At 34.9% G+C, this 17,193-nt stretch carries 12 protein-coding genes and 1 pseudogene; 6 read left to right on the plus strand and 7 right to left on the minus strand.

Annotated features, from left to right (window positions below; all coding sequences use genetic code 11):
* Positions 1–2: 2 nt before the first annotated feature.
* The 3 genes from cgtA to murC are packed head-to-tail and all read right to left on the minus strand — an operon-like array spanning position 3 to position 3,788.
* Positions 3–1,025 carry an Obg family GTPase CgtA gene (cgtA, locus tag OPR39_RS06415; protein WP_174515741.1) on the minus strand — a complete coding sequence of 341 codons (1,023 nt, stop codon included), beginning with the start codon at positions 1,023–1,025 and terminating at the stop codon, positions 3–5.
* Entirely contained in the window at positions 1,013–2,287 is a 1,275-nt protein-coding gene (gene eno / locus OPR39_RS06420) for a phosphopyruvate hydratase (RefSeq protein WP_015588946.1), read from the minus strand. The genes cgtA and eno overlap by 13 nt, the downstream gene beginning before the upstream one ends.
* Positions 2,288–2,291: 4 nt before the next feature.
* Complete coding sequence (gene murC, locus OPR39_RS06425) at positions 2,292–3,788, minus strand: UDP-N-acetylmuramate--L-alanine ligase (protein WP_265039386.1); 1,497 nt, start codon at positions 3,786–3,788, stop codon at positions 2,292–2,294.
* Positions 3,789–3,814: 26 nt separating this feature from the next.
* On the opposite strand from murC, the gene OPR39_RS06430 reads away from it, so the two are divergent.
* The 3 genes from OPR39_RS06430 to OPR39_RS06440 all read left to right on the plus strand — a co-directional run bounded on the left by OPR39_RS06430 (position 3,815) and on the right by OPR39_RS06440 (position 8,179).
* On the plus strand, positions 3,815–4,489 hold the full coding sequence (locus tag OPR39_RS06430; RefSeq protein WP_015588944.1) for a septal ring lytic transglycosylase RlpA family protein: 675 nt from the start codon (positions 3,815–3,817) through the stop codon (positions 4,487–4,489).
* 704 nt (positions 4,490–5,193) lie between these two features.
* The gene (locus OPR39_RS06435; RefSeq protein ID WP_141457199.1) at positions 5,194–6,558 is read left to right on the plus strand and encodes an ankyrin repeat domain-containing protein; all 1,365 of its coding nucleotides are present in this window, start codon (positions 5,194–5,196) and stop codon (positions 6,556–6,558) included.
* A gap of 133 nt (positions 6,559–6,691) precedes the next feature.
* Complete coding sequence (locus OPR39_RS06440; RefSeq protein ID WP_015588942.1) at positions 6,692–8,179, plus strand: type II secretion system protein GspD; 1,488 nt, start codon at positions 6,692–6,694, stop codon at positions 8,177–8,179.
* Between the two features lie 7 nt (positions 8,180–8,186).
* On the opposite strand, the gene OPR39_RS06445 is transcribed toward OPR39_RS06440, so the two are convergent.
* Positions 8,187–9,098 carry an outer membrane protein gene (locus OPR39_RS06445; protein ID WP_141457201.1) on the minus strand — a complete coding sequence of 304 codons (912 nt, stop codon included), beginning with the start codon at positions 9,096–9,098 and terminating at the stop codon, positions 8,187–8,189.
* A 67-nt stretch (positions 9,099–9,165) separates the two neighbouring features.
* Positions 9,166–10,392 (minus strand): tRNA (N(6)-L-threonylcarbamoyladenosine(37)-C(2))-methylthiotransferase MtaB, encoded by a 1,227-nt coding sequence (gene mtaB, locus OPR39_RS06450; protein WP_015588940.1) that lies wholly within the window; start codon positions 10,390–10,392, stop codon positions 9,166–9,168.
* 388 nt (positions 10,393–10,780) lie between these two features.
* Between mtaB and gatA the strand changes: the two genes are divergently transcribed.
* Positions 10,781–12,250, plus strand: a complete 1,470-nt coding sequence (gene gatA, locus OPR39_RS06455) for an Asp-tRNA(Asn)/Glu-tRNA(Gln) amidotransferase subunit GatA (protein ID WP_265039388.1) — start codon at positions 10,781–10,783, stop codon at positions 12,248–12,250.
* Positions 12,251–12,759: 509 nt separating this feature from the next.
* On the opposite strand, the gene OPR39_RS06460 is transcribed toward gatA, so the two are convergent.
* Positions 12,760–13,023 carry a hypothetical protein gene (locus tag OPR39_RS06460; RefSeq protein ID WP_010082214.1) on the minus strand — a complete coding sequence of 88 codons (264 nt, stop codon included), beginning with the start codon at positions 13,021–13,023 and terminating at the stop codon, positions 12,760–12,762.
* A gap of 83 nt (positions 13,024–13,106) precedes the next feature.
* Here OPR39_RS06460 and OPR39_RS07520 point away from each other — a divergent pair.
* Positions 13,107–14,199 (plus strand): annotated as a pseudogene (locus OPR39_RS07520) (IS3 family transposase).
* Between the two features lie 136 nt (positions 14,200–14,335).
* Here OPR39_RS07520 and prfB read toward each other — a convergent pair.
* A protein-coding gene (gene prfB, locus OPR39_RS06480) for a peptide chain release factor 2 (RefSeq protein WP_141456981.1) occupies positions 14,336–15,440 on the minus strand; the annotation gives its coding sequence in 2 pieces (ribosomal slippage) (positions 14,336–15,364 and positions 15,366–15,440; 1,104 coding nt in all).
* A gap of 153 nt (positions 15,441–15,593) precedes the next feature.
* On the opposite strand from prfB, the gene mgtE reads away from it, so the two are divergent.
* On the plus strand, positions 15,594–16,964 hold the full coding sequence (gene mgtE / locus OPR39_RS06485) for a magnesium transporter (protein WP_015589086.1): 1,371 nt from the start codon (positions 15,594–15,596) through the stop codon (positions 16,962–16,964).
* Positions 16,965–17,193 lie beyond the last annotated feature (229 nt).

The raw sequence follows: 17,193 nt of genomic DNA on the forward strand, positions 1-17,193 counted from the left end.
ATTCACATCTTAAAAGGATCATATACATCGATTTCCTTAGAATTACTCTTTTTCAATTTTTCACTTAATAATCTTAAAATAGGCTGTAAATCACCATTAATTGATAAGCACAGCACTTCTTTATTGAGATAATTAGCTAGGTGATTCTTCTTTTCCAGAATTTCTGCTTCCCTCAATAAGTCGCATTTGTTTAATACTACAATCTCTTCTTTTTCAACAAGATCACTATTGTAAAGTTCCAATTCATTATGGATACAACTATAAGCCGAAACAACGTCATCGTGAGTTACATCGATTAAATGAAGTAAAATTTGACACCTTTCTATGTGCTTTAAAAATTTATGCCCGAGCCCAACTCCAAGGTGAGCATCAGTAATTATTCCAGGAATATCTGCTATTACAACTTCGCTATCATCCACTTTTACCATGCCTAAATGAGGTCTTACGGTGGTAAATGGATAATCGCCTACTTTTGTATCGGAATTTGAGCAGCGAGTCAAAAATTTTGATTTACCTGCGTTTGGCATGCCAATAATTCCAACATCTGATAAAACTTTTAGTTTTAATAATACATGTTTTTCTTCGCCAGGCTGACCGTAAGTAAAATGTCTTGGTGCCTTATTAGTAGAAGATTTAAAATTAGTATTTCCAAGTCCACCTTTTCCACCCTGTGCTACTTGAAATTCCATACCAGGCTTGTCAAGGTCTACTATTATCTCTTCACTTTCTTCATCAATTATTTGTGCACCGACTGGAACTTTAAGTATAACGTCTTTCCCTGCTGTGCCAGATCTATCCCTGCCTGCACCATTTTTTCCACTATCTGCTTTAATGTGTCTTCTATAACGAAAATGAAGCAAAGTGTTGAGATTAGCGTCGCTGATGAAAACTATGTTTCCACCCTTTCCTCCATTACCACCATTTGGACCACCAAATTCAACGAACTTTTCTCGACGAAAACTTGCACAGCCATCACCACCGTCACCGGCTTTTAAACACAATTTTACTTCGTCTATAAAACCCATGCTAACCCACGATAATATTTAGCATCCTTTCCTAACGTGCTTTCTATTCTCATTAGCTCATTATACTTCGCGAGTCTATCAGAACGCGATAGCGACCCGGTTTTTATTTGCCCGCAATTTGACGCAACTGCTATATGAGATATTGTTGTGTCTTCTGTTTCACCTGAGCGATGAGAAACAACAGCTTTATAGCCATTTGATTTTGCCATTTCAATTGCATTAAACGTTTCTGTTAACGTCCCTATTTGATTTGGCTTGATCAGTACAGCATTTGCCATTTTTTCCTCTATTCCTTTACGTATTAGTTCACAATTTGTAACAAATAAATCATCCCCGACCAATTGAATTTTATTCCCTAGTTTTGCAGTAAGCAATTTCCAGCCTTCATAGTCGTCTTCACTCATTGCATCTTCTATAGAAATTATTGGATATCTTTCCACAAGGTTACAATAATATTCGGTTAACTCTTCTGAAGTAAGCCCCTTACTTTCAAATTCGTAAATTCCATCTTCATAAAAAGTAGATGAAGCAACATCAAGGCCTAGTGCAAAATCACTTTGCGCTGAATAACCTGCTGATTCTATAGCGTATATGATCAAATCAAGTGCTTCTTCAGTACTTTCAATATTTGGTGCAAAACCACCTTCATCCCCTACATTTATGCTATAACCTTTTTTCTTAAGAATGCTACGTAAGTTGTGGAATACCTCCGCAGATATTCTAATCGCTTCGCTGAAAGTCTCAGCACCGACCGGAAGAATCATGAATTCTTGGAAATCGAGCTTATTGTCTGCATGTACTCCACCATTAATTATGTTAATGAGTGGAACCGGCATAACACTCGTCTGCTTTCCTCCCAAATATCTATATAGCGGCATTTTGAAACTGTTTGCTGCTGCTTTTGCAACTGCAAGAGACACACCCAAAGTTGCATTTGCTCCAAGTTTTGATTTGTTTTTTGTTCCATCCAGTTCAATTAATGCTTTATCAATTGCATTTTGGTCCGCTGCATTCATTCCAATGATTTCATCTGCTATTATCCCATTTACAGCTTGAACAGCTTTCAGCACTCCCTTACCACAATACCTTTTCTCATCTTGGTCCCTGAGTTCCAAGGCTTCTAATTTACCAGTTGAAGCTCCAGAAGGTACAGATGCCCTGCCTATTGCGCCATCACAGAGCTCAATTTCTACCTCAATAGTGGGGTAACCCCTGCTATCTAAAATTTCTCTTGCAAATACGTTATTGATTATCTTATTCATTACATTAAACCTTAACTTCCGCAATAAGTGCTGCAGTTTCTTTTGCTAGCTTAGCTATATTACTACCAGCACCAATAAATAATACTATATCACTTGGACTTGTCGAATCACTAATAAAATGTGAAATGAGCAAAGCATCATTCATAATTTTTGTGTTATTAAATCCATTACTGATTAAAGCTTTTTGTATATCATCAATCCCACAACCAGGAATAGGATTGTCTTCTGGGGGATGAACAGGAGTGAGGATGACATAATCAAACATCATGAAAATTCGTATGAATTCATCAAAAAAATTACGAATGCGGGCAAAACGAAGTGGTTCGATAATTCCTATTACTTTTCCTTTAGTAATCGAACGTGCAGCCGTTAAAGTTGCATATATTTCATTTGGATGATGGGCATAATCCTCAATTAACTTAACACCTTTAATATCGGCAATCAAAGAGAATCTTCTTGCTACTCCTTGAAATTCCAAAAGGCCTTTTTTAATCTCTGCATCGCTAATTCCGAGCTTTATCGCAACTGATATTGCAGCTAGGGCGTTGCTTACTTTGTGAATTCCAATTGCATTTGATAGTACTATGTTTTTTAAAGGGCTGGATCCAAGTGTCAAGCACTGTGATGACATCTCTGTACACTTTCCTTTTGTCATTCCAGCACGTAATGCTGGAATCCAGTTGTTCAACACATCAAATTCTATGCTGTTAGCATGCTGTTTAATGTTGCTGGCTCTTATGCTACCATTCTCAAACCCAAACGTTATAGAATTACCCGCATCATAATCGATGTCTACAGAATCAGGTAAAACTGCAGAACCTGCATTATTCACGAATTGGGAAAATGCATTTTTGATATTATCAAATGTGCCGTAATAATCTATGTGGTCATTGTTGATACTTGTTATGACAGCAATCTTTGCAGGGATTTTTAGCATAGTTCCATCAGACTCATCAGCCTCGATCAGAAAAGTGTCACTCCCTCCAAGTTTGAAGTTGCTCTTATAGGAATTTAATATCCCTCCTACAGTTACAGTCGCATCAATGCTAGAATGATCAAAAATGGAAGCAATCATAGCGGTTGTTGTTGTCTTTCCGCTTGAACCTGAAACCGCTATCACATATTTATCTCTTAAAAGTTCAGCAAGCATGTCTGATCTATGCAAAACGATTTTATTGTTATTTTTTGCCGCAATTAACTCCACATTATCAGATTCTATCGCAGAAGAATATACAACTATTTGAGCTCGGCTTATATTATCAGCATTGTGACCAATGTAAACTTCTATACCCAGCTTTTGTAATCTATCTACATTGTTGTTTGACTGTGCATCACTGCCTTGAACTTTGTAATTGGAATTGTGAAGAATTTCAGCAATGGCACTCATTCCGATTCCACCTATACCAATAATATGTATTATTCCTTCTTGAGTTTTGTTAATATTTAGCAGTAGATGTTTACTCATTACTAAATTTATTATAGTATAATTTAAAATCCTCATAGTATCGAACCCTCTTACCGAATACAATGATAAAAAACCTAGCCTTCCTATGTCTAATATTCGTTTTGATGAGTAGTTGCAGTTTTAGCAACAGGTTTAATTGCACTGCAGGTCATTACAAAATTGGCAGCAGCTACACAATAAATGGTATAACTTATTATCCAAAAAACTGTAAACACTATGAAGAGATAGGGACAGCGTCGTGGTATGGAATAGAAGATCATGGCACGCTTACAGCAAATGGTGAAGTGTTTAACCGTCACTTGATCTCTGCAGCGCATAAGACTTTGCCCCTACCCTGCTTTGTTCTTGTCACTAATTTAGAAAATGGAAGAAAGCTTGTTACAAGGGTTAACGATAGAGGACCATTTATTGAAGGTAGAATAATAGACTTATCAGAAAAAGCAGCTCAAGTCTTAGGATTTCATAAATCTGGGCTTGCAAAAGTAAAAGTCCAATACCTAAGAAAGATGTCAGAACAATTGATACAAAATACTCCTCATTACAGAAAGCAGTATGAAAAAGAAATACAGAAACGTCACCCAAAACAAGACAGTGCAGAAAGTAAGGGATATGTTGCATTTTTTAAAAGTGCTCAGGCTGCTAAATCAGCTGCATCAAAGCTTCGCAATCAAGGAATAAAAAATGTTAGATTGCTTTTTAAGAACGATCAATATTGCGTGAAAGTGAGTTATAGGTAGTGGTGAGTGCAGAATTTGAAAAATTTGGTTAATGTCAGAAACGCTGGCTAACTATTGTAAGTTAAAAATGTGATATAAAAAAGATATCAACAATTTATAGCTATACCACCGCGATATCTCTTAGCCGCTAACACGTAGCGGAATGACGAGCTTATCGTCACGCCACCGCTAACCGTCATACCGCGATTCATTCGCGGTATCTCAGCCGCTAACAAGTAGCGGGATACTTGACCTTTACAGGAATGACAGTTGTCGTTTAGCTATAAATATTAAGAAATTTACCAAATAAAAAAAAGGCAAAGAAACCCTAGGGTAGCTAGTATTCAAATTCTCCCTTGTCTATTTGACGTCTTTTACTGTCTTAAACACTTTATAAGCGCGTTTCGGCTTGTATAGGTAGAAACCTAAAAGTTTTATAAAGATATGAGGTGCACATAGTGCAAAAAATTAAGCATGATTTACGCCAAATACATTAAGTTTTTTGTCATTAATCCACTGCAGAGATTGCGAAGATAAATAAATAGCTTCAGTTTCATGATAAGGGGGCTGGCGGAGTTTGTCAAGTAAGTTTTTCGTTTCATCCAATGCGCTGCCAAAAGTTTGTTATGCAAGAATGCACTAGCCATTTCTCACAGATTCATTTAAACTTAATCAAGTAGGAGTATTATTAACGCGAAAAGAGTTTAATTAGAGATTTAAGTGATATGGCGCGTGAGGAAGATATAAACCAATTAGTAGAAAATGGATTTGATATTAACTCAAAAGATGCAAGTGGAATCACTCTCTTGCACAAGTTCACAAAAGAAGGTGATTTAGTTGGAGTAAAGTCATTACTAGAGCACGAAGCTGATTTCAATGTCGTAGACAACGAAAATAGAAATCCACTGCATTATGCCATTATGCATGGACACAAGAAAGTTGCTAAACTTTTTGTTAATCAACTGACAATTAATTCCAAGGATAAAAATGGATTTACTCCACTGCACCTTGCTGCACTACAAGATGACACGGAATTAATAGATTTTTTGATAACAAAAGGCGCAAAAATTAATGAAAAAGATGTCAAAGAGGGCTATACTCCTCTTCATATAGCTTCACTATACGGTTCTAAAAAAAGCGTCCAAATTTTAATTGATAGCGGAGCAAATCTCGAATGTGAAGATAACAATTTTCGTACTCCTTTGTTTTTAACCATTTATCAATGCACCGCACATTATGACAGCAGAGCAGAAATTATAGAATATCTGATAAAGAAAGGTGCAAATATAGAAGCCAAAGATGCAGAAAATAACACTACGCTTTTCCTAGCAGCGTATAACAACAAAATGCAAATAGTAAAGCTTATTGCAAAAAAACAGCAAGCAAGTAACGATAAAATTAAACTTAAAGAGTTTTTTTGCACAAAAAACAATCATGGTTTTGATGCATTAGATTGCGCTATTGAGCATAATAATAGAAAAATGGTAACATTTCTTGTATCAAAAGGAATAGATGCAAATGATCAAGATTTTAATGGCAACGCCAGGCTGCATAAAGCTAGCCATAATGGTAACACTAAAACAGTTAAGCTCTTATTGAGGCTTAAGGTAAACATTAATGCTGTTACTAAATGTAACAGAACTCCCTTGCTACTGGCAGTTAAAAAAGGCCATACAAAAATTGTGAAAATGTTATTGGAAGTTAGAGCCAATATGAACATTTGTGAGCAACAAGGTTTTGCACCTCTACATCTTGCTGTTCAAAAGGATTATTTTGATATAGCTCAGCTATTAATAGAAAAAGGTGCAGACCTTAACATTAAGTGTAATAACGGTCATACCGCAATAGATATGTTCATTAGCAAGGCTCATAGCAAAAAAAACATCGAAGAAAATTACAAAAAATTTTGCAGATTTTTGATGCTTTACCTGAAAGAGCTACATAGTAAACACAAAGCCTGTTGTATACTTTCAACCCTAGCTCTAAGCCTAACAATTATAGGCTTACCATTTATTTTCAAGCCTATTATTAAATATAGAGAAAGAAGTAAAATATATAAAAAAACTAAGGCTATGCTGGTCTACATTTAAGTACAAGAAGAGTATACAAAAAATACATAGCCAAAGCTAATATATGACAATTATCTGCTCGATGAAAACGAAATTAAATACATTTTTAATATTTTTATAGAAATCTATTAGTATAGATCTATATGCTGTTCTAATGGCTATTTTTAAATGCTTAATACTCCTCTTCATTATTTCTTGCACACATCTACCTACCAAGCAATATCCTATTAACATAGACAATTATAAGCACGATTATCCGTTGCAACAATATAACACCTCTTTGGAGATTAATGAACCGGCAATACCAGAAATTATGCCTTTACCAATAGAGTTTCCCGATCTCACAATCAGTAATCAGCTTATTTCTATTAATGTTAGTGAAGAAGTATCAGTAAAGGATTTGCTGATTGAGATAGGAAAACTTTCTGACGTTAACTTGGATATGGACCCAAAAATATCAGGTAATATTATTTTAAAGCTAAAAGATAAGGATATAAACGAAGTAATTCAGAGTATAGCAAATAGCGCCAAACTGCGTTACTCAACAAGTAATGGTGTAATTAGAATTGAGCAGGACTTGCCATACGCACAAAATTATTACGTAGACTTCATCAATATTCAACATTCTGCTCAAAGCAGTTTCGTCATTAATAACAATATTACTAACAGTGATGGAAGTAACGTTGATAGGGACTATAACAATGTTATGAAGTCTCAATACAGTAGTGACTTATGGAATTCATTAGAAAAAGGCTTGAATGCAATAATGGATGTTAACGGGGTGGATGATGGCGAATTCCTTTCATCCAACAGAGAAGCTGGTGTTATTATTTTGAATGCTAGAAAAGATATCCACAAAGCTGTTGAAGAATATATTAATAAGGTTAAGAAGTTAGCGTCTTCTCAAGTAATGATAGAGGCAAAAATAGTTGAAGTTGTGCTAGATGACAAATACCTTTCTGGTATGAACTTAAATGACTTACAAGATGGAACTAAGTCTATAATAAATCAAGATAACTCCATTATTAACCTAGCAATGAACTTTGGTGCAAATGATCTAGGAGATTTAGTAAAAAATTTAGACAAATTTGGCACTTCAACTGTAATTTCAAGCCCCAGAGTACATGCTATAAATAATCAGCAAGCGATGATTTCATTTACTAAAAACCATATTTATTTTACCTCCGATATACAAAAAGATACTAGAAACTCTAATCAGACCTTAATTACCAAGATGAATAGCGTCCCAATAGGTGTTGTGCTAATAATCCACCCAAGCATTAACATTGATACTAGTGAAATATTCATGGATATACATCCAACTTTATCAAGAATTAACGGCTACACTAAAGATCCAGATATAGAGTACGTCGCACAGCAGAGTAAAATGAAATTAAATAGCGACATTCCAATTGTTGAAATCAGAGAAATGAACTCTATGTTAAAAATTAAGAGCGGTGAAATTATGGTAATCGGCGGGCTTATAGAACATAGAGAAGATAAGCAAAGCTTATTGCATCAGAAATCAAAAAGGCTAGCGAATAATATTAGAACAGTAGAAACTGTCATTTTTTTAAAAGCAACAATCGTACCAACATTTGGTTTGTTAGATAGAAAAGATAAGAATTTATATATATATTAAATTATCACTAAAAATTAAATATCAAACCAACTTCAATATTGTGAGTAGATATGTCATCTGCAACAGGTATCGGAACGCTAAAGTAACGATAGCCGAGAAAGGTTTTGATTTCTGGGATTATTGAATAATCAACACCAAGTTTTATTTGATAAGCAAACCAAGGAACATTCAGTGGCATTGAATTTTGGGGTGACCCATTAATCCTTTTTAATCTAAAAACTGTTGGTCCTATACCAAGACCGATGTACGGAGCAAATTGTGTATCCTGAACGCTGGGATTATAATAGAAGTTTAACAAAAACGCAAATATACTTGCTGATTTATCAAATACCGGAGGAGAATTACTATCTTCAATATTGGCTATAGAATACGCGGCTTCAAAATCAATTTTACCATTTTCTCCAGCATAGTAACCTAAAGACATGCTGCTAAACCACTGGAAATCAATTTTACCATCAAATTGCTGTATACTTTTAATTTCATCTGCCACTATATTTTTTATTATAAAACCATAATGACTTTCAACTAAAGTTAGGACTCTCTCCCCTATTGCCTTTATACCCTTTACAAATATTTCTGAATTATCATGGTATACCTTACCACCGTTAGCGCTAACATAAAAATCAAGTTTTTTTGATTTTTCTTTTGTAGGCTCAGCTTGATCTGCAATACGTGACCACATATTTTTCTGATCAGCTACTTGGAAAACAGAAGGTGGACTACTTTCAAGTTCTTGATATTTTATTGGTATTTCTTTTGCAGTAACCTCCTCAGAACGTATCACACTTTCATCATTGTCTGTTTCTAATTTTAAGGGTTGTACTTGCTCAATGTGTGTACTATTACTAATATAAGTAATAAAAAAATAGACACATGGAATGAAAATCAAAAATAAAGCAATAGATATTTTAGTTATCACAAATGAACCCATAATTATCATTTATAGTATAACTACTATATCATATATTTCTTTAATGTACAAAAAATTAAGGTAAGATACTTCCGATTAGATAATTATTTTCCACTCCTTTAACATTAACTTTCACAATACTCTTGGCTTGAGCTTTTGGTTCAAGCTTTACTAATGCAAAATTTTCTGTTCTACCGATATGATTTTGCTCAACCAGAACGCTTTGCTCGGTGCTGAGCAAAGATTGATAAAAACTGCTCATCATTTCCTTATTCACCTCTCTTAGGTGCTTTACCCGTTCTTTACGTACATTTTCTGGTATTTGCGGCATCCGTGCAGCAGGTGTATTTTTCCGCTCTGAATATGGAAAAGCATGTAGGTAAACTACATTTATTTTTTTTAGTAGATCAACCGTATCCTGAAACATTTCATCAGTTTCTGTTGGAAATCCAGCAATAATATCAGCGCCAAATGCTATATTAGGTCTCAAGCTCTTCATTTTATGATAAAATTCTATCACTTGCTCTCTGTTGTGACGACGCTTCATTCTCTTTAGTATTAAATTATTACCAGATTGTAGACTCAAATGTAAATGAGGCATAAGTCTTGACTCATTAGCTATTAAATCCATTAATTCGTCGTCAACTTCAGCAACATCGATAGAGGAAAGTCTTAGCCTCTTCAACTCTGGTATATCCTTTAAAACTCTCCTAATCATTGAACCAAGTGATGGCTTACCCAACAAATCTGTACCAAAGTCAGTAATATCAACCCCTGTAAACACTACTTCTTGATATCCATTTTCTACAAAGATCCTGATTTGCTCTATAATACTGTTTATTGGCACAGATCGATTATTCCCTCTTGCCTCAGTAATTGAACAAAATGTGCAGCTATGATTACAACCATTTTGAATTTCAATAAATGCCCTTGACTTATCTTCAAATCCATTAATTAGAACAGGTTCTACTTGGTTATCACTGACCAAGATTTTATCGTCATTTAGTAAGTAATTTTCAGCTTTTAGCTTATCTTGATTACCGAGCACTTTACTTACACCAGGAATGCTACTGTAAACTTCTGGATCCAACTGAACAGCACAACCAACTACGATAATTTCTTTATTTGGATCATTTTTGTAAATCTTACGTATCTTTTGCTTTACCTGACGTTCTGCTTCGTTTGTCACTGCACAGCTATGCACCACAACAACATTTTCTCTCTTTGCTTTTTTTAATGCTTCTTTGATTAACTCGCTCTCGTAAAAATTTAGACGACAACCAAATGTTATCACTTCATTCATGTTAGTATTTTTTGCTTTAATAGACCTAAATTATATCAAATATCCAAGCAAAGTCTCTTGCATGACTATTTTTTGTAAATAAATGCTATGCAAGCAGCAGACACTGGGATCTCAACGATTTTCACTCAGACACAGTATCACTCCTTTGCTTATTATAGTCTTTTGACCTTTTTAAGATACAATCCGGATTGGATACTGAGTTGGTGAGTATAAAAGTATAGCTTCTACGTCATACCGCCGCGGTATCTCTTAGCCGCTAACAAGTAGCGGGATGACGATTGTCGGTGAATCTAAGTTACCTTAGCTACATTTCTAGCTGTAACTATAAATGTATGGATTTTTTATCGTGCCATGTTATAATTAACGTCTTGCTAAAAATTAAATATTGATGAATGAACTAAGAAAGTTAAGTATTACACAAATGCATGACGGGCTCAAAAAAAAGAGTTTTTCTGCCGTTGAACTCGTAGAGGCGCACATCAGTGCGGTTGAAAATGAGAAATTAAATGCATTTATAACAAAAACCCCAGAGATAGCAATGAAAGCTGCTAAAGCTGCAGATGAATATTTCTCTAGGCAAAAGGATGATTTAATCTCGCCGCTCATGGGTGTACCAGTTGGCATCAAAGATCTATTCTGTACAAAAGGAATAAAAACAACAGCATGCTCAAAAATGCTGGAAAATTTCGTTCCGACTTACGAATCTACGGTGTCTGACTTGCTTTTAAAAAGTGGAGCAGCCATGCTCGGTAAGCTTAATATGGATGAATTTGCTATGGGTTCTGCGAACACAAACAGCTATTTTGGCCCTGTCGAAAATGTGTGGATTAGAAAAAGTGATGGGGAAAAAGTTGTTCCTGGTGGATCATCTGGTGGATCTGCAGCATCGGTGGCTGGATTTTTATGCGCTGGAGCACTAGGGAGTGACACCGGTGGATCTGTACGCCAACCAGCAGCTTACTGTGGAGTAGTTGGAATAAAGCCAACTTATGGAAGATGCTCGCGTTTTGGTATGATTGCATTTGCGAGTTCTCTAGATCAAGCAGGAGTCATTACTCGTTCTGTCTCTGATTCAGCATTAATGCTGGAAGCAATCTGTGGCTATGATACAAAAGATTCAATATCAAGTAGAAAGCCAGCACCTAAATTTTCCAGCTTTATAAATGGTGATGTTAAGGGTAAGCGTATTGGTATACCAAAAGAATATAGGATGGATGGAATTTCAGAGGAAATAGTCCATAATTGGGAGAAAGTTGCTTCCTATTTAAAAGAAAATGGCGCTGAAGTTGTTGACGTTACTCTGCCACATACTAAATATGCAATACCAGTCTATTATTTAATTTGTTCTGCTGAAACTTCATCCAATCTTGCTCGTTATGACGGTGTGCGTTATGGGTTCAGGGTTGATGCTGATACCCTTGAAGAAATGTATTCACTAACAAGAGCAGAAGGTTTCGGTAAAGAGGTGAAAAGAAGAATTTTAATTGGCGCTTATGCGCTTTCTTCAGGTCATCATAATGAATATTACGAAAAAGCGCAGTGCATTAGGGCATTAATCAGAAATGATTTTATAAAAGCGTTTGAAAAAATAGATTACATACTTGTGCCATCTGCTCCAACAGAAGCTTTTGGCTTAAATGAAAAGCCAGATCCGCTAATTATGTGCATCAATGATGCGTTTACTGTGCCGGCAAGTCTGGCAGGATTGCCTGCTATTTCTGTTCCTGTTGGGCTCTCCAATGAGGGTTTACCACTTGCCTTGCAAGTGATTGGAAATTATTATGATGAAGCTGGAATATTAAATGTGGCAAGTGTGATAGAGCAAAATTGCGGCAGAATAATTAGACCTCTTGCATAATCTATTTTTTGATAGTAATTTTTGCATTAAAATTTGCTTACGCTCCTCAACGTACTCTATGGTTCCATTTTTAGATGAATAGCAAAAACAGGGTATATTAATCTGTTTACAAAATTTTCGTGTAACAGTTCACACTTAATTAAACAGACTGAATTCTGTAATTTTGGGATGTTGAAAAATTTACCTCACGTTGTCATTCCAGCGCATAACGCTGAAATCCAGATTTATAGAAACGAAAAAACTTGCTTGACACCCTTCGCCAACCCCCTTATTATGATGTGTAGTACAATGATACAAATTAAGAATTCCCCCATCCTGTGCTGGTTCTTCGATCTGAAATCCTACTTCTACCTGATCACAACCAATGTTAATTTGTCCTATTAATGCTTTAATAATGCCGCGCTTAGTTTGCCAATCTAGCTGTTCCAGGTTCGATTTTACACTAGAATAAAAATTCTTTATGCTATTTATAATAAGACTTATTCCTTTTTCTACTGCCTTCTGATCAACTACCTTTTTTTCTCTTCTTCTATCCCTTGTAAGCGTTCTTTCATTTTTCTCATTGTCTGTTTAAATTCTTCCTCGCTTATATATCCTTTCTCTCCTGCATTTTCTTGACTATAATAATCTTCCATTAATTTTTCGATACCTTCTTTTATTTGATTTTCTCTTCTTGCAAACTTTTTCTCTGATGATTCATCATTTTTATTTTCTAATACTCTACGTTGGTATTCCTTTTTTATCATCTCTGGGTTTTTTAGTACATCTTTCACCTTTTCCCATACTGACCTTACCCAGAAAAAGTAGAGAGAAAGTTAAGACGTTTTTGGAGTAAAATAAAACGTTTTTTCAAAATATGACAAATAGAAGAGAATATACAGCAGAATTCAAATTGGAAGCTGTTAAGCTGACAAATGAACAAAGAAAGGCAGGTCAAACAATTACAAAAATAGCAAGAGATTTAGGAATAAAGGGTGGTTTATTAGGAAAATGGATAAAGAAACACAACGAAAAAAAGTCGGCAGCAGATGCATTTCCAGGTAGAGGTAACATGGCTCCTTACGACAAAGAGAGGTTTGATTTACAAAGCAAAAGTAACAAGAGAAAGAGACATTTTAAAAAAAGCCCTGGCCAGTCAAAAAGAGTAAAATATTTTTTTATATAGTAACTGCTATAAAGTACAGGAATTATGTAGGATTTTCTGCTAGTGGCTACTATAAGTGGACTACAAGGAAAATAAGCAGTAGAGAATCAGCAAATAAAGAGTTATTAGCAGATATTCAAAAAATATATCAAGCTTCTAAATGTAGATATGGAGCTCCTAAAATTCATGCTGAATTAAAGGCTTTGGGTAAAAGTTGCAACTTAAAAACAGTGCAAAGTATTATGCAGAAAAATGGTATTCAGGCTATATTGAGAAGAAAATTTAAAATTAAGAAACAACAAACGGACAGTAGCTCCCAATATATTAGACCAAAACTTTATTGTCGATCAACCAAATAAAGTATGGGATTACTTATATAAAAACCAAAGAAGGATGGCTATATTTGGCAACAATAATCGATCTATATTCACGCATGGTAGTTAATGAGCAGTTCAATAAATAAACAATTGGTTATGGACTCTTTATTAATGGACGTTAACAAGCGTAAACCTGTTAAAAATCTACTGCTGCACAGTGACCAAGGTTCACAATATACTGCGCAAGGGTATCAATATCTCTTAGCTGTAAAGAATATAGATGAGTAATAAAGGCTGTTGTTACGACAATTCTGTTGCAGAAAGCTTCTTTAGCTCATTGAAAAGAGAAATACTTATTGATACTTCACAACACTCTGCTCAACAAACTAGAACTGCAATATTTGAATACATAGAAATTTTTTATAACAAACAACGTCACTATTAACTATTGCATTCCAGAACAATTTGATGCATCATTCTTTTTGTAAAAAACATTCCACACTTTCTCTCCACTTTTTCTGGGTAAGGTCACTTTTCCACTGATCATATTTAATCGCCATAACTTTACTCCTACTTTAACAATATTTTAATTATCATATATTATGGCAAGAAAGTCAACCCTACCTAATTTTGCTTAGTAAGCACACTAACTATGAAACAATCTATATTACCATCAAAAACAGAATTTATATTGCCCACTTCATGTCCGGTTCTTAAATCCTTCACCATTTGATATGGATGCATAACGTACGATCTGATCTGATTACCCCAGCCTATATCGCATTTTTTACCATATTCTTCAGCCATTTTCTGTTCTTTTTTTTCCAGTTCAATTTGGTATAAACGTCCTTTAAGTAATTTCAATGCCTCATCTTTATTTCTGTGTTGAGAACGACCATTTTGGCATTGAACTACAACACCAGTTGGAATATGCGTAATGCGTACCGCACTTTCAGTTTTGTTCACATGCTGACCGCCTGCTCCAGAAGCTCGGTAGGTGTCGATCTTTAGATCCTTTTCATCCACAGCAATATCAATTGAATCTTCTATCACTGGAGTTACTCCTACACTTGCAAAACTGGTATGACGTTTACCATTTGCATCAAACGGCGATATTCTAACCAGCCTGTGAATTCCACTTTCACTTTTTGCCCACCCATAAGCTTTTTCTCCAACGATTTTTATCATTGCAGACTTTATACCAACTGACTCTCCTTCTAATTTTTCTACAACTTCAACTTTAAAGTTGTGATAAATTTCTGCCCACCTTATATACATGCGCATCAGCATTTCAGCCCAATCATTGCTCTCGGTTCCGCCAGCTCCTGAGTGGATTTCTAAAAAGCAGTTATTATTATCTGCTTCACCAGTAAATAAGGACTCTGTTTCTTTATACTTGATTAATTTCTCTAGCTTAGCTAATTCATTTTCAACTTCAGAGAAAAATTCTTCATCATTTTCATCAATAGCAGACTTCATTAAGCTGATGGCATCGTTGTAATCGCTTTCCAGCTTTAAAAACGACTCTACGTCATTCTTAATTTTAGAACGTTCTTTTAAAACTTCTTGTGCTTTTTGGTTATCTTGCCATAGGTCATCATTCGACGCTTGGGAGTCAAGCTCTTCAAGGCGCAACTTTAATTTTTCTATGTCAAAGACACCTCCTGATAAGAGAAATACTTTTATTTAAGCTTTGAAAGTGTTCAAGAATTTCTGGATAAGTTTTCATTATACTTTAGATTTTAATATATTTACTATCAATAACAATAACAGTAAACAAAATAGAAATTTAACCATATGATAGTTAATTTAAATAATTTCATTATACTTTAATGTTTAAGGAAATCAAGCGCGTATATTTATTAAAAAATAAGGTAAAGTAATGAATATTAAAATAAGTTCTCATTATGGTTTAGACAAAAAGGCTATTGATGACTTAATAGAGTCACTTGATAACGAGGAGCTAGAGAATGTTTGTAGTATTGTAAAAACGATAGATAGCGTTCAGTTAGCTTATTTTTTATCTACTTCAATCAGTGATCACAGGGAGAAATTAGTTAATATCCTCGATCAACATTTGTTAAGTGATGCCCTAGTGCATGTAGTGCCAGATTTACAAATAGAGATCATAGAAACATTGGGAATAGAAAATACAGCAAAGTTACTAATGCTCCTTGATGTAGAAGATATAGTAACCATAGTGAAAGATTTAGATAGAAAGTCTGTAGAAAATATACTTTACTATTTGCCCAGCAAAACTCAGAAATCGGTAGAGGAGTTGCTATCATATCCAGAAGAAAGTGCAGGAAGGTTAATACATAAAGATATGGTTATAGCTCCATATTATTGGACAATAAATCAACTGACAGAATTTGTGTGCAACTATAAAAAAATACCAGAAAAATTTCACCAGATATTCATTATCAACTCAAAATTAGAGCCTATAGGCAGTGTTAATTTAAATAAGGTAATATCTCACTCAGGAGACACAATAATAAAAGAGATAATGGATCATGACATAAAAATCATTAAAACTGGAGTAGACCAAGAGGAAGTAGCAAGAATATTTAAAGATTACTCTCTATTATCGGCTCCGGTAGTAAATAAGAATGGTAAAATTATTGGTGTGATCTTAATTGAAGATGTGATAAAAGTTGTTCAACAAGAAACAGAAGAGGATGTACTCAAAATAAGCGGTGTATCTTCTAAAGCCGATATAAATGCCCCTATACATAAAACTATAATTAAAAGGCTACCTTGGTTACTGTTTAACCTCTTAGCTGCAACAATGTGTTCCATAGTAGTTGGCTTTTTCGATGATGTAATAAAAAGTTTTATAGTGCTGCCAATAATCATGCCGATAATTGCATCAATGAGCGGAAATGCAGGATCCCAAACAGTAACGCTAACCATCCGGGCAATCGCAACAAAATATCTAACTGAGCAAAATGCAAAAAGAATACTGATGAAAGAATTTTTAATAGGTCTTATAAACGGGGTGATCTTATCTACTATTTCATTAGTAGTGTTAGCAATAAGGTTTCACAACTTCAAAGTGGAGATGATTTTTGTGGTCTCCATGATTATGATGTCAATTATTGCAACGTTCATCGGAACTTTCATTCCTATAATGCTTCATCGCTTAAAGTCTGACCCTGCCGTTTCTTCTTCAATCCTAACATCGGCAACAACTGATATTCTCTCAGCTTTTATATTTCTTGGTTTAGCTACGATCTTTTTATTAAATAGCTAATACTATCTATAGCTATACCGCCGCGAACCGTCATGCCGCGATTCATTCGCGGTATCTCTTAGCATAGATCCCGCTAACAAGTAGCGGGATGACGAGAAAGGGGCTACTTGGATGACATTCTTCCTGGTGTGCCCAAATCACAATGTTCGTACATCTGTGGATTTATTCGCGGTATAGATATCGCTAACGAGTAGCGGAATGACGGTTTTTCAAATTGTCGTAAGTCAGT

The sequence above is a fragment of the Wolbachia endosymbiont (group A) of Yponomeuta plumbellus genome, from assembly GCF_947251575.1.
GTDB classification, from domain to species: Bacteria; Pseudomonadota; Alphaproteobacteria; order Rickettsiales; family Anaplasmataceae; genus Wolbachia; species Wolbachia pipientis.

Excerpts from the sequence above, each read along its gene's own strand:
- murC (WP_265039386.1), bottom strand. The coding sequence starts at position 3,788 with ATGAGGATTTTAAATTATACTATAATAAATTTAGTAATGAGTAAACAT.
- OPR39_RS06430 (WP_015588944.1), top strand. The coding sequence starts at position 3,815 with ATGATAAAAAACCTAGCCTTCCTATGTCTAATATTCGTTTTGATGAGT.
- OPR39_RS06435 (WP_141457199.1), top strand. The coding sequence starts at position 5,194 with ATGGCGCGTGAGGAAGATATAAACCAATTAGTAGAAAATGGATTTGAT.
- OPR39_RS06440 (WP_015588942.1), top strand. The coding sequence starts at position 6,692 with ATGGCTATTTTTAAATGCTTAATACTCCTCTTCATTATTTCTTGCACA.
- eno (WP_015588946.1), bottom strand. The coding sequence starts at position 2,287 with ATGAATAAGATAATCAATAACGTATTTGCAAGAGAAATTTTAGATAGC.
- mgtE (WP_015589086.1), top strand. The coding sequence starts at position 15,594 with ATGAATATTAAAATAAGTTCTCATTATGGTTTAGACAAAAAGGCTATT.
- mtaB (WP_015588940.1), bottom strand. The coding sequence starts at position 10,392 with ATGAATGAAGTGATAACATTTGGTTGTCGTCTAAATTTTTACGAGAGC.
- gatA (WP_265039388.1), top strand. The coding sequence starts at position 10,781 with ATGAATGAACTAAGAAAGTTAAGTATTACACAAATGCATGACGGGCTC.
- cgtA (WP_174515741.1), bottom strand. The coding sequence starts at position 1,025 with ATGGGTTTTATAGACGAAGTAAAATTGTGTTTAAAAGCCGGTGACGGT.